This window comes from Streptomyces sp. NPDC087420 (assembly GCF_044744165.1).
Classification (GTDB): domain Bacteria; phylum Actinomycetota; class Actinomycetes; order Streptomycetales; family Streptomycetaceae; genus Streptomyces.
The window spans coordinates 132,504-147,497 of record NZ_JBIUXU010000005.1 but is presented as its reverse complement, the minus strand read 5'-3'; the positions used below and the strand labels follow the sequence as shown (position 1 = coordinate 147,497).

The window sequence follows — 14,994 nt, the reverse complement described above, 5'->3', positions numbered from 1 at the left end:
GCCATTCCCGTCCCGCCACACCCGGGGCCGGAGGTGGCACGGTGACCGAAGTGCTCCTGCTGTTGCTCGCTCTCGCGCTGACGTTCGCCTGCGCGGTTTTTGTCGCCGCCGAGTTCTCCCTCACCACCGTCGAGCGCGGTGAGCTGGAGCGCGCCACCGCGGCCGGCGAGCGCGGGGCCGCGAGCGCCCTGGCCGCCGCCAAGCGTCTGACGTTCCAGCTCTCCGGTGCCCAGCTGGGCATCACGGTGACCTCGCTGGTCATCGGCATGCTCGCCGAGCCGTCGCTGGCCGTGCTGCTGCGCGGCCCCCTGGAGGCCGTGGGGCTGCCCGGGGGCGCGGTGTCCACCGTCGCCACCCTGCTCGGCGTGGTGGTGTCCACGGTCGTGCTGATGGTGATCGGCGAGCTGGTCCCGAAGAACTGGGCCATCTCCCGCCCCCTGGCCGTCGCGAAGGTCGTGGCGGGACCGCAGCGCGCCTTCACCGCCGCCTTCGGCCCCCTGATCCGCCACCTCAACAACACCGCCAACCGGCTGGTGCGGCGCTTCGGCCTGGAGCCCGCCGAGGAGCTGGCCTCCGCCAGGACACCCGAGGAACTGGTCGCCCTGGCCCGGCACTCGGCGCGCGAGGGGGCCATCGAGGCGGACTCCGCCGAGCTGTTCGTACGGACCCTGCACCTCGCCGACCTGTCGGCGGAGAACGTGATGACGCCGCGCGTGGACGTCCGGGCGCTGGAGGCGCACGCCACCGCGTCGGACGCGGCGCGGCTCACCCTGGCCACCGGCCTCTCCCGCTTCCCCGTCTACCGGAACAGCCTGGACGAGGTGATCGGCACGGTCCACATCCGGGACGTCCTCGCCCTGGACGAGACCCTGCGCGACCGCACCCCGGTCACCGCGCTGGCGACGAAGCCGCTGCTCGTCCCCGACTCCCTGCCGGTCGACCGGCTGCTGCGGCGACTGCGCCAGGCGCGCACGATGGCGGTGGTGATCGACGAGTACGGCGGGACCGCCGGGGTCGCCACCGTCGAGGACATCGTGGAGGAGGTGGTCGGGGAGGTACGGGACGAACACGACCCGGACGAGACCCCGGGCCTGGTCCCCGTCACGGCGGGCCCAGAGGGCCGCAGCGTGTGGGAGGCCGACGGCAGCCTCCGGCTCGACCAGCTCGGCGAGATCGGCTTCACCGCCCCCGAGGGGCCGTACGAAACGCTCGCGGGCCTGCTCGCGACCCGTCTTGAGCGGCTGCCCGTAGCGGCCGACCGGCTGGACGTGGACGGCTGGCGGTTCGCCGTCCTGCGCGTCGAGCACCACCGGGCCGACCGGGTACGGATCACCTCCCCGCTCCCCGCCGCGCTGACGGAGGACGCCCGATGACCGGCCTGCAACTGACCATCGGCGCGCTGACCCTCCTGACGAACGCGTTTTTTGTCGGGGCGGAGTTCGCCCTGATCTCGGTGCGGCGCAGCCAGATCGAACCGGCGGCCCTCAAGGGCGGCCGGCGCGCGAAGACCACGCTGTGGGGCTTGCAGCACCTCTCCGCGGCCATGGCCACCGCCCAGCTCGGCATCACGATCTCCTCGCTGGTCCTGGGCGCGGTCGCCGAGCCGGCCATCGCGCACCTGCTGGAGCCGCCGTTCGAGGCGGTCGGGGTGCCCGAGGCGCTGATCCACCCGATCGCGTTCGTGGTCGCGCTGACCCTCGCGACGTATCTGCACATGCTCATCGGCGAGATGGTGCCGAAGAACATCGCGCTGGCGGCGCCCGCGCCGACCGCGCTGCTGCTCGCGCCGCCGCTGATCGCCCTCACCCGGGCGCTGCGGCCGGTGATCTTCGGGATCAACGCGTTCGCGAACCTGCTGCTGCGGCTGCTCGGGGTCGAGGCCAAGGACGAGGTGACGTCCGTCTTCACGGACGACGAACTCGCCCGGCTGGTCAAGGACTCGAGCGAGGCGGGGCTGCTGGACCCGGCGGACGGTGAGCGGCTGCGGGACGCCCTGGAGCTGGGCACCCGGCCCGCCGGCGAGGTGATGGTCCCGCTGGGCAGGACCGTCATGGTGGACCACGGGATCACCCCGCAGCAGCTGGAGCGGACGGCCGCGTCGTCCGGCTTCTCGCGGCTGCCGGTCACCGGCCCCGACCGTACCGTCCTCGGCTACCTGCACATCAAGGACGCCCTCGGCGCGGCCGACCGGACGCGGCCCTTCCCGCGCTCCGCCCTGCACACCATGGTCAGGGTCGAGATCGACACCCCGCTCGACGACACGATGACCGCGATGCGCGCCGCCGGCACGCATCTGGCCGCGGTCACCGGCGACCGGGGAACCGTCATCGGCTTTGTCACCATGGAAGACGTCCTGGACGAACTGGTCGGTCCCGCCGCCGGTGTCCAGGCAGCCGCCGGCTGACCGGGAGAACCGGACACGGCGGCAGAGGAGCGACCGGTGCCCCGCCCCGGGCACCGGCCGCTCCTCGTCCGCGTCCGTAATGGGTACCGCATTCGCGCCGGGAAGGGAACACGTCGGCCCGGAGCCGAAGGCGACGACTCGGTAACGGAGCGGAGCCGTCCGCGCGCCGGATCCGGCGCGCGGGGCCTGTCGCGAACGCCGCACCCCATTTCAGGGCTTGCGGGCCACGCCCACGTAGCAGGCCGCTTCCTTGTCGGTGGACCCGTCCTGGCCGTCGCCCGGGTCGGGACGCCACCGGTGGGACGCGGTGATCCCCGGGTCCAGCAGGTCCCAGCCGTCGAAGAAGCGGGCGATCTCCTCGCGCGTACGGGCCTGTCCCGGCGTACCGGAGGCGCGGTAGGCCTCGGTGAGGCGCGCGATGCCCTCGGGGTCGAACTCCGTCGTCACGTGGGCGATCGCGAGCGTGCTGCCGGAGGGCAGCGCGGCCTTGAGGTGGTCCACCAGGTCGTGGGCGCCGTGGTCGTCGGTCACGAAGTGCAGCAGCGCGTTGAGGCTGAGGGCGACCGGCCGGGTGAGGTCCAGCGTCGTACGGATCTCGTCGGCGGCCAGCAGCGCCTCGGGCGCGGTGACGTCCGCTTCCACGTACGCGGTACGCCCGGCCGGATGACTGTGCAGGAGTGCGCGGGCGTGCGCCAGCACGATCGGGTCGTTGTCCGTGTAGACGACACGCGCGTGCGGGACCTCCGCCTGCGCGACCTCGTGCAGGTTGGGTGACGTGGGGATACCGGTGCCTATGTCGAGGAACTGGTCCATCCCCGAGCGTGCGAGGAACCGCACGGAACGGTGCATGAAACGCCGGTTGATCCGCGCGGTCGCCAGGATCGAGGGGAAAGCGCTCATCGCGCGCGCCGCCCCCTCCCGATCGGCCGGGAAATTGGTCGTCCCGCCCAGGTAGTAGTCGTACATCCGGGCTGAATGCGCCCTGTCCAGCTCCAGGTCCACCGTGCTGCCGTCCGCCACCGCACGCCCCGCTTCCCACGTCCGCCCACTAGGAGGAACCACGGTACGAGACGCGTCAACTCCCCCTGCGCGGAGGGTGACGCGCAGAAAGTTTTTCGCCGAACCACTCCACCGCCACCACAGACATCCGGTTGACTGACCCCCGGAAGGAAATCCCTTCCTGACGGGGAAGTACCGAAAGGGCGGCACCTGATGGCCCGTGACAGCGACGGGGCCCTGGGCGTGGAGGTACGCGACCCGGCTCGGCCGGATCCGCGCGACCCGGCGGGACCGGATCGGACCGCGCCCGGCGTACGCCGGCACACGGACCGTTCCAGCCGCCGACTGGCCCTGACGTTCGACGCCTTCGCCGCCCACCACCACCGGCTGTGGCTGCGGTACGCCCACACCCAGGTCGGTTCCCGGCCCGCCGCCGAGAGGGTGGTCGAGTCGGCCTGCGCCCGGCTGCTGGAGCTCTGGCCGCACGTCCTGCTCCAGGAGTCCGTGTCGCAGTACGCCTGGGCGGTCCTCAAGGAGGAGGTCGCCCGGCGGCAGGACGCGCACGACGGACCGTCCGCCCTCGTCGACACCGCGGCGTTCGACGCGGCCGCCCGCAAGCTCCTCCAGCACGGGACACCCGATCAGTTCACGGTCCTGGAGAACGAGATCGGCCTGTACGGCGCCATCTCGCGGCTGCCCGAGCGGCAGTACGACGTCGTCGTGCTGCGCTACGTGCTGCGCGTCCCGGACGAAGTGGTCGCCGAGTACCTGGGCATCGAGGTGCCGACCGTCCGCTCGCACGTACGACACGCACGGCGACGGCTGGCCAGGGAGTTGGGACCCGCCCGGTGAGGGGCACCGAAGGCGCCCCGGTCGAGCTGCTGCTGGACGACGCGGAGGTCCTCGCGGGCACCTACGACAACTACGACACCGACAGCGCGCTGCGGCGTGCCGCCGCGCGGGCCGGGGAGCGGGCGGAGGCCGCCTCGCGGCCCCCCGGGAGCGGTGCCACGGCGCACGAACAGGCCGCCCGCGACCTGGACCTGGCCGTCGCGCTGGTCCTGAACGCCCCCGAGGCGGCCGGCTGCCTGGCCCAGCTGGTCGACCACGACCGGATAGACCCGCAGGGCGCCGTCGTCTTCGCCGCGCTGCTGCATCTGACGGGGCACCGGGACGCGGCCCAGTTCTGGTGGCAGTTCGCCGCGGGCGGCGGCAACCGGACGGCGGCGTTCTGTCTCTTCCTCGCCCACCAGCAGCGTGCCGAGTTCCGGGACGCGGCCCACTGGCGCGCCGAGTCCCGCAGGCTGGCCGAGCCCCGCCCCACCCCCGCGGACGCCGCGCCGTCCCCGGTCCCTTCGCTGTCCTCGCTGCTGCCCGAAGCCGTCCTCCACGACCTCATCGGCCAGTGCCACCGGGGCAGGCATCCCACGCTGCCCGCCGCGCTGGAGGCCGTCGTCAACCGGCTGCGCGTCGACAGCGCGGACGAGGACTACGGCGAGGTGCCGCAGCCCGACGAGACGCTGGTCACCTGGCCGGTCACCCAGCCGGCCACCCAGCCGCTCGCCCGGTCCGTCACCCGGCCGGGAACGGCGGCGGCCCGGCCGCGCTGAGCATGCGCGGTGCGGCGAGAACCCCTCGTATGCCGGTCCCGGATGGCGCAATCTCCGCACCAGGGCATTTCATGTAACAAAGCGTGCGCCGTAAGTGGTCGCACGGTGACCACCTGGGTGTGTGCCCGCCCGTGGAGTTCGGCAGAGGGAGCCGCGCCATGTCTCTTGACCCCCACCTCGATTCCGCCACCGAGGATCGCGACGAGAGCCGTCCGCGTCCGCCGGACGATGCCGCTCTCGCCGCCCTCACCGGCCTGACCGACACCGAGACCCTGTCCATGGAGCCCGGTCAGGAGCCGATACGGACCCTGCTCTGGACAGCCGCGACCGCCCGGCCGCTGGAGGAGGTCGCCGCGCTGGTCAGTCTGCTGCGGCGGACCGGTGAGGTGCCCAGCCCCGGCGACGAGGCGCTGCGGGCCGCCGCGGTGGCCCGTCCCCTGGAGGAGGTCATGCAGCTGGTCGCCCTGCTGCACGAGCCTCCCCACGAGTTCGACGAGGCCGACACGACGCTGCGCGCGGCGGCCGTGGGCAGGCCGATCGAGGACGTGGCCGAGCTGGTGAGCATCTTCGGCGGCGACGAGAGCGAGACCGCCAGGTTCATGGGGAGTCCCAGGCCCACGGCGGACGCCGTGGAGACGGACGCCACGGAGGCCGCTGACGACGCGGACGGGGACGACGGGCAGGAGGCTCCGGTGCGGGCGGTACGCCCGGCGGGGATCGCGGCGGCGTTCAGCCGCCCCGCCTCTGCCCCGGACCGGGCCCAGGTCCCGGCGGCAGCGGGTGCCCGGCCGCGTCGCCGGACGGGCAAGGCCGCCGTCCCCGCCCCCACCTCCGCACTGCGGTCGGTGCTGCGCTGGCCGGCCATGGCGGTGCTGCTCGTGTGCGCGGTGCTCCACCTGCCCACGGACTACACCCGTCTGGGTTCCGGCAGCGTCGCCGACGTGCTGGCCCTCGCGCTCACCGTGGTGTGTGTGGTGAGCGCCCTGTGGCTGGCGGTGCGGGACACCGTGCGCCTCTGGGTGGCGAGTGCCTCGGCGGCCCTGGCGGTGGTGATCGCGCAGGCCGTCTCGGCGGTCGCCGGCATGGACCTGCTGTCGAGCAGCGTGGGCAGGTTCCCGGGGGCCTCCGTGGTGGCGGTGGTGTGTGCCGTCGCCGCCGTGGCCCTCGGCGGTACGGCCCTGACGCTCCGCCGGCAGGCGGGGGCCGCTCGCGCGTAGCCGGGAGTTCCGCACGGGCCGCGCCCGTCCACGTACCGGATCTCCCGGCCCGTGGGCGGGCGCGGCCGTGGTGGTACGTACCCCTGCCGTGACCCTGCCGCGGCGGCTCGTACACCTGGGTCCGCTCTCCCCTACGAGCCCGCCGCCGCCTTCTTCTTCCGGTGTCCGACGATCACGTCGGTCACCGCCACGACGAGGGCCGCCAGCGCGAAGGCCACCGACACGACCAGGCCGTGGTCGTACGCCGACGCCCAGCCGTCCCGGGGGACCTGCGCGAAGAAGACGGAGCCGATGGCGGCGATACCGATCGAGGAGCCCACCCGCTGGCCCGTCTGGAGTGTGCCGCCCGCGCTGCCCGCGCCGGCGACCGGCACCTCGGCGAGGGTGAGGGTCTGGTTCGGCGAGATGACCAGGCCGCTGCCGAGACCGGCGAGCAGCAGGGGCCCGGCCATCGCCCACCCCGCGTGGTGGCCGGGGACCAGATGGACGGCGAGCACGGTGAGCGCCAGCCCGGCCACCACCATGGTCAGCCCGACGACGATCAGCGACCGGCCGAAGCGGCCGACCAGCCGTCCGCCGATGCCCGCCGACACTCCGGAGCCCAGGGCGAAGGGGGTGATGGTCAGTCCGGCCAGGAGCGCCGAGTAGTGCAGTCCGCTCTGGAGGAAGAGTGTGGTGATGAAGAAGATCGAGGTGAAGCCGCCGAAGTAGAACAGGATCATCAGACAGCCCAGCCAGAACGAATGGATACGGAAGAGGGCCAGGTTCAGGACCGGCTGGGTGCCGCCCTTCCTGCTGTGGGCCTCCCACCGTACGAAGGCCGTCAGCAGCGCGCCGGCGACCACCACCAGCAGCCACTTGCTGTTCCCGTGCCACTCGCGTGACTCCACGAAGGGCAGCAGGAGAGCCACCACCCCCGAACCGAGCAGCAGCACGCCGACCGGGTCGAGGTCGCGGATCCGGACGTGGCCCGCCGCCGGGGTGTCGGGCAGCAGACGGTGGGCCAGCAGAAGGCAGACGGCCCCCAGTGGCAGGTTGACGTAGAACACCCACCGCCAGCCGTCGTGCGCGCCGGCCGCCTGGATGATCAGCCCGCCGAGCAGGGGGCCGACGGCGGTGGAGATCCCGACGACCGTGCCGAACATGCCGAAGGCACGGCCGCGTTCCCGGCCGGAGAACATCTGCTGGATCAGGGCGGACACCTGGGGGGCGACGACACCGCCCGCGGCTCCCTGGATCAGCCGGGCGGTCACCAGCCACCCGCTGGACTGCGCGGCGCCGCAGGCCGCCGACGCGAGGACGAAGAGGGTGAGGCCCACCATGAACACCGGACGCCTGCCCCGGGCGTCGCCGAGGCGGCCCGCGGGGATCAGGAAGAGGCCGTAGACCAGGGCGTATCCGGAGACGACCCACTGGAGATCGGACTCGGGGGCGCCGAGCCCCTCCCGGATCGACGGCAGCGCGACATTGACGATGGACACGTCGAGCAGGGTCATGAAGGCCGCGACAAGACAGACGGCGAGCGCCTTCCAGCGCCGGGGGTCGGGGGGCTGCGAGGACACGGAGCCGTCTTCCTCTCTCTGGGCGTCCCCCCACGGGCAGGTCCGCCCATCATGCGGCCGGGCGGCGTCCCGGCACACGGCACCTCGCCGTGGGGGGCGCGTGACGAATCCTCACCACCCCGGCCGCACGGCCGCCCGGCGAAAACGGCCGGGCACGGGTCCCTCGCGTCGCGAACGCGAGGGGCCCGTGCCCGGGGAACCGCCTCCTGCTGGGTGTTACGCCGGGTCAGGCGACGCTGACGGCGCTCCACGCGGCGCCGACGGCCTTGTACTCGGCGCTGGTCGTGCCGTACAGCGCGCCGGCCGCGCTCAGCGTCGCGGTGCGCGCCTTCGCGTAGTTGGTGCTCGACGTCATGTACGTGGTGAGCGCCTTGTACCAGATCTGGATGGCCTTGTCCCGGCCGATGCCGGTGACCGTCGATCCGTTGGACGTGGGGCTGTTGTAGCTCACGCCGTTGATGGTCTTCGCGCCGCTGCCCTCGGACAGCAGGTAGAAGAAGTGGTTGGCCGGGCCCGAGGAGTAGTGGACGTCGAGGTTCTTCAGGGTCGACGACCAGGCGTCCTTGGAGGCGCCGTCCTTGCTCGGCTTGTCCTGGTAGCGCAGCGGCGTGCCGTTGCCGTTGATGTTGATCTTCTCACCGATGAGGTAGTCCCCCGGGTCGGTGGAGGTGTTGGAGTAGAACTCGACCGCGGTGCCGAAGATGTCGGAGGTGGCCTCGTTGAGACCGCCGGACTCCGCCGAGTACGTCAGCTTCGCCGTGGCCGCGGTGAGGCCGTGGCTCATCTCGTGGGCGGCGACGTCGATCGACGTCAGCGGGTTGGCGTTGCCCGAGCCGTCGCCGTACGTCATGCAGAAGCAGCTGTCGTCCCAGAACGCGTTCACGTAGCTGTTGCCGTAGTGGGCGCGGGAGTAGGACGCGACACCGTTGTTCTTGATGCCGTTGCGGCCCAGGACGTTCTTGTAGAAGTCCCAGGTCTCGGCCGCGCCGTAGGCGACGTCCACGGCGGCGGTCTGGCGCCCGCCGCTCCAGACGTCGTCGGCGTCGGTGAAGAGGGTGCCGGTGCCCGACGTCTTCTGGTTCAGGTCGTACGTCTTGTGGCCGCCGCGCGCGCCGTCGGTGAGGTTGTACGTGGTGCCGCTCTTGGTCGTCGTGAGCGGCACGGTGCCGTTGTACTTGCCGGTGCCGGTGCCCGTCTCGATGGCCTCGTCCCGGAACAGCTCCTTGCCGGTGGCCGCGTCGGTGACGACGTGCAGTTCGCTCGGGGTGCCGTCGGGCTGGAAGCCCTTGACGACGGTCTCCCAGGCGAGGACGGGCTTGCTGTCGGCCGCCCAGACGACCTTGCGGGGCGCGGTGCCCGTCTCGGCCTTGGCGGTCTTCTCCGCGGAAGCGGCCTTGAGCGCGGTCGACTTGGCGCCGGAGGCGGTGACCGCCGCGTCGGTGGTGGCCACGGCTATCTTGGCCGAGGTCGCCTTGGTGACGGTCTGCTTGCCGGCCGGGCTCTCGTGGACGACGAGGTCGCCGCCGAGCACGGGCAGGCCCGCGAAGGTCCGCTCGTACCGGGTGTGCACGGTGCCGTCGGCGTCCTTGATGACGTCCCTGACGACCAGCTTCTCCTGCGCGCCGAGACCGAGAGTCTTGGCCTCGCTCGCCGTGTCCGCCTGGGCGGACTGGATGGCGGTCACACGCTGGGCGGCGGTGAACGCCACGGCGACGGCGCCGCTGTCACGGGCGGCGTCGGGCTGGGCGACGGCCGGGCCGCTCTGGAAGGCGACGGCCACCATCGCGGCGGAGGCGACGAGCGCGCCGACGCGGACGGCGTTCTTGCGGGGGGTGGAAGCTACGAGTCTCACTCAGTCTCCAAGAGTGTCGGGCCACCGGTCGGCGGCCCTTGTGGGGGTGCGGCGGCGGCCGTGGGGTGGGCCGCCTTCCTGCTGATGGAGCTACACGTGGGTGCCACGTGGACCCACCGCACGGTCTACGCGCGGTGAGCCGTCCAGAGAGTGACATCGAAGAGGCTCGTTCGGACAGATACGAAACGAGGATTTGACCTTGTGTTGTCAGTTACATGCCACATACGGAGATCAAACGGACGTCCTGACAAGCGAATTGGGCGGCTCCCCCGAGGGGGGAGCCGCCCAACAGGGACGTGCGGAGGTCAGTGGGCGATGCTGTCGATCAGCTCGCGCGCGCCCTGTCGCAGGAGCGCGACCGCCACGGATGTACCGAGAGTCGCCGGATCCAGCCGGCCTGCCCACTCGTGGGCGTTGAGGACCGTTTTGCCGTCGGGGGTGAACACGCGGGCCCGCAGCGAGAGTTCGCCGCCGCGCCCGGCCTTCGCGTACCCGGCGATCGGGCTGTTGCAGTGGCCCTGGAGGACGTGGAGGAACATCCGCTCGGCGGTGGCCTCCCGGTACGTGTCCGGGTCGCCGAGGTCGCTGACCGTGTCGATGAGCTCCGTGTCGCCCTGGCGGCACTGGAGGGCGAGGATGCCCGCGCCGATCGGGGGGCACATCGTGTCGGGCGACAGGATCTCGGTGATGACGTCCTCGCGGCCGATCCGGCGGAGGCCGGCGGCGGCGAGGAGCAGCGCGTCGGCCTCGCCCGCGGCGAGCTTCTCCAGCCGGCGGTTGGCGTTGCCCCGGAACGGGACGCACTCCAGGTCCGGGTGGGACGCGGCGAGTTGGGCGACGCGGCGGACCGAGGACGTACCGATCCTGGTGCCGGCGGGCAGCTCGTCGAGCGTGAGGCCGCCGGGGTGGATGAGCGCGTCCCGGATGTCGTCCCGGCGCAGGAAGGCGGCGAAGACGGTGCCGGCCGGCAGCGGCCGGTCCGCGGGCACGTCCTTCACACAGTGCACGGCCAGGTCCGCCTCACCGTTGAGCAGGGCCGCGTCGACCTCCTTGGTGAACGCCCCCTTGCCCTCGACCTGGGACAGATCTCCCATCCACTTGTCGCCGGTGGTCTTGACCGGGACGACCTCGGTGGCGATACCGGGGTGGAGCAGGCCCAGTTCGGCACGGACTCGCTCCACCTGGGCGAGGGCCATGGGCGAGTCGCGGGAGACGATACGGATCAGCGCGGGAGCGGACATGGGACCACGATAGGCCGTCGCGGACGCCCCTCGTAACCGAACTTCTGTACCCACCGCCCCAAGCGCCCAAACAACAAGGACCGTCACGGCGGCTCCGCAGGTCACGCGCGTGACGGCGCCCGCGCCGGGTCAGACGACCTTTCTGCGGACCAGATGACCCAGCACCAGTGCGCCGGGGACCAGGGGCAGCCAGACCGTGATGATGCGGAAGCCGAGGACGGCCGAGGTGGCCACGGCGACCGACGCGCCCGCTGTCACCAGCGCGACGACCAGGGCGGCGTCCACCGAGCCGATGCCGCCCGGGGTCGGTACGGCGGCCGCCGCCACGCTCGCCGCGAGGTAGGCGATGGCCACGTGGATCGCCGGTACGGGCACGTGGAGCGCCAGCGCCACCGCGACCAGCCCGGCCGCCTGGAGGGCGGGGAAGGCGAGCGAGCCGCCCCACAGGGCCAGCGCGCGGGCCGGCCTGGTGTGCAGGCCGCGCGCCTCGGTCAGCGCGACGCGCAGGAAGTCGCGGACGAGGCGGCGCAGCGGCCGTACGGCGAAGAGCGCGAGGGCCACCGCGCCGAGCACCGCGCCCGCCGCCGCGGCGAGGGCCGGCCCGGCCCCGTCCGGGACGAGGCCGTCCAGCCGCAGCGCCCGGGGAAAGGCCGTCAGCAGGACGGTCAGGAGGACGACCCGCCCGATGGACTCGGCCAGCAGGTACAGCGCGAGGGAGGCGGAGGAGCGGGACAGCGGGAGACCGCAGCGGCGCAGGAAGCGCAGGTTGACGGCGCCCGCGCCGAGCCCGGCGGGCAGCAGGTGGTTGGCCGCGCCGGCGGCGAACTGCGTGGCGAGGAGCCGTCCGGCGGGCAGCCTCTCCAGGACGGTCCCCTGCCGGGTGAAGGACACGGCCACCCAGCCGAGCCCGGTGGCCGTCACGGCGGCGAGCAGCCAGGAGCGGTCGGCCGTGAGGAGTTCCCGGCCTCCGGAGACGATGAGCGGCCAGTGCAGGGCGACCCAGACGCCGACCGCCGCGACCGGCAGGACCATGAGGATCTGACGCAGCGGCAGCCGCCGCAGGAGGCCGCCGGGCGGGACGGACGGGTGAAGTAGGGCCATCGGCTCGGTCGTCCCTGGTCCGTGGTGCGCGGGCACCTGCCGGGAAGTGCTCTCGCCGTGAGTCTCTCAGGTGAGCGCGACGTCCCGGCGTCCTGGGGCGGGCCAGGAGACGACGGACAGGCGCTGTCCCGGTGCGGGACAGCGCCTGGGCCGCCGGCCGGAGGACCGGCTCGGGAAACGATCCGGACCTACGGAGTGATCCGCAGCGCGTCGATCATCCCCACCGCTGTGCTCCTGTTGATGACCTTGAACGTGTGCGTGCCCGACGAGAGTCCGGACTTCTGCCAGACCACTTGTTGGACCTGTCGCGCTCCCGACGCGTTCAGATTCACCGTGGCCTGGAGGACGTTGTCGATATAGACGTCCACCGTCCCCATGTCGCCGTTGCGCTCGGACAGGTACTGGATGCCGGTCCCGGTGAAGGTGTACTGCGCGACCGCGCCCACCGTGTTGCTGTGGTGGGTGTCGTCGTTGTAGTCGCCGTACCCTCGCGGGCTCGTGAGGTGCCAGTTGCTGTCGTACGTCAGCGCGGTGTTGTTGACCATGGGGTTCGACGTGCCGGAGATGCCCAGGGTGGAGGCCGTGCCGCTCAGCGCCTTGGAGCCCTGGTTGACCGTTCCGGTGAGCCGCGTGGTGGTGTAGTTGGACAGCGGCTTGGCGGTGCGCTCGACGACGTAGACCGTGTTGGCCGCCGTCGCGAACGTGATCTCGGCGCTGGTGGCGGTCGTGATGATCGCGTTGTCGGAGACCCGGCGGACCCTGACCTGCTGGGTGCCCCAGGGGTTCACGACGCGGGCGCTGTTGCCGAACTGGCTCTTGACGCCGACGTACTTGACCTCGCCACCTTCACGCTCCGAGCTGACCGTGAAGCCGCCCTTCGCCTGGAGGCTGAACTTGCCGACGAACGTCGAGTCCGTGGGCACGGCGGGAAAGACCCGGATCTTGTCGTTGTACGACTGGAGCAGCGACTCGTTCATCGCGGTCAGGTGCACCCCGAGGTACTCGAAGACACCGTTGGTGTTGGTCGTCATGCCGTTCGGGTAGTTCTGGTACTGCCGCAGCATGGTCTTCATGCCCTGGTAGGTCTGGTCCCCCAGGCCCAGCCGGGCCGCCTGCACGGCGTCGGGCGCCCAGACGTTCCCGTACGGGAAGGGCCGCGCGTTCCAGGTGTTGATCGCCTTCTGCTGGTCGGGGTAGCCGATGCCCGTGAGGTCGTACGGCCAGATCAGCTCGGAGGCGACGTTCTCGTTGTTGCGGGTCTGGGCGATCGGCGGGGTGTGCGGCAGATAGGTGTTGGCGTCCGCCGGGTACGGGATCAGGTTGTCGAGGATCGACTGCCACTGCGGGCGCAGGGTGGCGTCGAGGCCCAGCTGCGACCCCGCCTGGATGGCGAGCGGGAAGAGCATGCGGACGGCCGCGAGGTCGGTGATGGCGTTGGGCACGTTCCAGTACGTCTCGTGCGAGTTGGACGTCGCCACGTAGTACTGGCCGGTGCTCGCGTTGCGGGAGAGCTTCGCCTGGTAGAACTTGACGACCTCGCGCATGAACGGATACGCCGTGTTCCGCAGGTAGTTGGCGTCGTTGGTGTACTTGTACTGGAGGAACATGTTGTACGCGGCCTCGGCGCCGGTCGACCAGATGTTCTTCGTGTAGTCGCTGTTGACCGTGCCGCGCGCGTTGCCGTCCCAGCCCATCGTCTCCGGGACCCAGATGCCGTCCACGCCGTATCTGGTCTGGGTCGCCGACTTCAGCGCGTTGAAGTTGTCGCTGTACAACCGGTTGAACCCGTTGAGCAGATCACTGTGGTTGGACGCCAGGAACGAGTTGTAGACGTCGCGTTGGTTCCAGTACCAGTACGCATTGCTCCACTTCGTCGCGTCCCCGGTCGCCCGGAAGACACCGTTGATGAAGTGGAGGGGCTTGGTGCCGTACCCGCCGGCCGCGATCATGTACGTGCTCAGGTAGTAGATGTTCTCCATGTAGTCCGCGTCCTTGGACCCGTTGGAGTACTGGACGAACGACTTCTGCCAGAACGCGTGCCACCAATTGCGGTAGCTGTTGTACGTGTTGGTGTATCCCGTGCCCTTGACCGCGTTCAGCGCGTTCTTGGCCTGACTGACCGAGTTGTGCGACGGCGCGTTGAGCCGGCTGCTGGCGGTGAACCAGATGGTGTAGCTGGACGACGGGGTGATCGTGAGCCGCACCTTGCGGCCGTCCACGACCTGCGCGGTGTACGGCGCGCCCTCGACGGTCGCCGCCAGGGTGTAGCCGAAGTTCTGCGGGTCGGCCTGACCCCGGCTCAGTCCGGCGCCGGTGGAGTCCGCGTAGGTCGACACCGTCTTCCAGGTGTCGAGGTTCGGCACGTCCCCGCTGTTGCCCAGCGAGGAGACGTCCCAGAGGCTCAGGTCGAGGGAGATGTTCGAGATCCCGCCCCGGGTGTCCTCCACATGGACACCCATGACCTCGGAGTTCGGCGAACCCATCACGGTGACCGTGCGGTTGTTGTCGTACTTGGTGGTGAGCGTCCCGTCGTACAGCGAGAGGCGCTGCTGGTACGTGGAGTAGCCCGAGTCCATCGCGGGGGTGGTCCGCAGGTTGAGCAGGCCGGCACCGAACGCGGTCTGCTGCGAGGTGTCGACCCCGGAGACCTGCATGGTCAGGCCGTTCTCCTGCCACGCCATCGCGCCGGTCCTGCCGTTACCGACCGTCAGGCCCTGCACGGGGCTGGTGTTCGGCCGGTTGTAGACGATGTCGTGCTTGGAGAGATAGCTCGCGTAGTCCACGTCCAGGGCACCGGTCGAGGAGTTGAACGCGGCGTCGGTGGTCGACGCGGAGGCCGGCGCACCGGCGAGACCGCCGAACAGGCTGGCGAGGGCAAGGAGAAAGACGGGTAGTCGGGTGGCTCTCATGGTGTGTCACTCCCACGGGCGGCGAGGGGGAGGTGCGGGGGAACGTGCGGAGAACAGCGGCTGGTGGCGGAACCGGGCGGGGATGGAGGAGCAGCGCGA

The 14,994-nt window shown here is 71.4% G+C and carries 11 protein-coding genes; 5 read left to right on the top strand and 6 right to left on the bottom strand.

Translation table 11 applies throughout. The annotated features are described in order from the left end of the window. The first annotated feature begins 41 nt into the window (after positions 1-41). Both ACIO1C_RS11595 and ACIO1C_RS11590 read left to right on the top strand, forming a co-directional pair. Positions 42-1,373, top strand: coding sequence for a hemolysin family protein (locus ACIO1C_RS11595; RefSeq protein WP_401861343.1), 1,332 nt, complete (start codon positions 42-44; stop codon positions 1,371-1,373). Next, positions 1,370-2,404: a hemolysin family protein gene (locus ACIO1C_RS11590; protein ID WP_401861340.1), complete on the top strand. Its 1,035-nt coding sequence runs from the start codon at positions 1,370-1,372 to the stop codon at positions 2,402-2,404. Before ACIO1C_RS11595 ends, ACIO1C_RS11590 begins: the two co-directional genes overlap by 4 nt. A gap of 210 nt (positions 2,405-2,614) precedes the next feature. On the opposite strand, the gene ACIO1C_RS11585 is transcribed toward ACIO1C_RS11590, so the two are convergent. Next, complete coding sequence (locus ACIO1C_RS11585; protein ID WP_401861338.1) at positions 2,615-3,424, bottom strand: SAM-dependent methyltransferase; 810 nt, start codon at positions 3,422-3,424, stop codon at positions 2,615-2,617. A 192-nt stretch (positions 3,425-3,616) separates the two neighbouring features. Between ACIO1C_RS11585 and ACIO1C_RS11580 the strand changes: the two genes are divergently transcribed. The 3 genes from ACIO1C_RS11580 (at position 3,617) to ACIO1C_RS11570 (ending at position 6,230) form a co-directional block, all read left to right on the top strand. Continuing rightward, positions 3,617-4,255: a sigma-70 family RNA polymerase sigma factor gene (locus ACIO1C_RS11580; protein WP_401861335.1), complete on the top strand. Its 639-nt coding sequence runs from the start codon at positions 3,617-3,619 to the stop codon at positions 4,253-4,255. Next, positions 4,252-5,013 carry a hypothetical protein gene (locus tag ACIO1C_RS11575; RefSeq protein ID WP_401861333.1) on the top strand — a complete coding sequence of 254 codons (762 nt, stop codon included), beginning with the start codon at positions 4,252-4,254 and terminating at the stop codon, positions 5,011-5,013. Before ACIO1C_RS11580 ends, ACIO1C_RS11575 begins: the two co-directional genes overlap by 4 nt. 158 nt (positions 5,014-5,171) lie before the next feature. Continuing rightward, positions 5,172-6,230: a hypothetical protein gene (locus ACIO1C_RS11570; RefSeq protein ID WP_401861330.1), complete on the top strand. Its 1,059-nt coding sequence runs from the start codon at positions 5,172-5,174 to the stop codon at positions 6,228-6,230. Between the two features lie 131 nt (positions 6,231-6,361). Here the strand turns inward: ACIO1C_RS11570 and ACIO1C_RS11565 are convergent, their stop codons facing one another. The 5 genes from ACIO1C_RS11565 to ACIO1C_RS11545 all read right to left on the bottom strand — a co-directional run bounded on the left by ACIO1C_RS11565 (position 6,362) and on the right by ACIO1C_RS11545 (position 14,895). Next, on the bottom strand, positions 6,362-7,792 hold the full coding sequence (locus ACIO1C_RS11565; protein WP_401861327.1) for an MFS transporter: 1,431 nt from the start codon (positions 7,790-7,792) through the stop codon (positions 6,362-6,364). A gap of 226 nt (positions 7,793-8,018) precedes the next feature. Next, positions 8,019-9,644, bottom strand: coding sequence for a M4 family metallopeptidase (locus ACIO1C_RS11560; protein WP_401861325.1), 1,626 nt, complete (start codon positions 9,642-9,644; stop codon positions 8,019-8,021). Between the two features lie 305 nt (positions 9,645-9,949). Further along, the gene (hemC, locus tag ACIO1C_RS11555; protein WP_401861322.1) at positions 9,950-10,885 is read right to left on the bottom strand and encodes a hydroxymethylbilane synthase; all 936 of its coding nucleotides are present in this window, start codon (positions 10,883-10,885) and stop codon (positions 9,950-9,952) included. A gap of 129 nt (positions 10,886-11,014) precedes the next feature. After that, on the bottom strand, positions 11,015-11,986 hold the full coding sequence (locus ACIO1C_RS11550; RefSeq protein WP_401861319.1) for a YbhN family protein: 972 nt from the start codon (positions 11,984-11,986) through the stop codon (positions 11,015-11,017). 188 nt (positions 11,987-12,174) lie between these two features. Further along, positions 12,175-14,895, bottom strand: a complete 2,721-nt coding sequence (locus ACIO1C_RS11545; RefSeq protein ID WP_401861317.1) for a glycosyl hydrolase family 95 catalytic domain-containing protein — start codon at positions 14,893-14,895, stop codon at positions 12,175-12,177. Positions 14,896-14,994: the final 99 nt, after the last annotated feature.

Bases quoted from the DNA above. Each gene is read 5' to 3' on its own strand.
- ACIO1C_RS11570 (WP_401861330.1), top strand. From the start codon at position 5,172: ATGTCTCTTGACCCCCACCTCGATTCCGCCACCGAGGATCGCGACGAG.
- hemC (WP_401861322.1), bottom strand. From the start codon at position 10,885: ATGTCCGCTCCCGCGCTGATCCGTATCGTCTCCCGCGACTCGCCCATG.
- ACIO1C_RS11580 (WP_401861335.1), top strand. From the start codon at position 3,617: ATGGCCCGTGACAGCGACGGGGCCCTGGGCGTGGAGGTACGCGACCCG.
- ACIO1C_RS11545 (WP_401861317.1), bottom strand. From the start codon at position 14,895: ATGAGAGCCACCCGACTACCCGTCTTTCTCCTTGCCCTCGCCAGCCTG.
- ACIO1C_RS11590 (WP_401861340.1), top strand. From the start codon at position 1,370: ATGACCGGCCTGCAACTGACCATCGGCGCGCTGACCCTCCTGACGAAC.
- ACIO1C_RS11550 (WP_401861319.1), bottom strand. From the start codon at position 11,986: ATGGCCCTACTTCACCCGTCCGTCCCGCCCGGCGGCCTCCTGCGGCGG.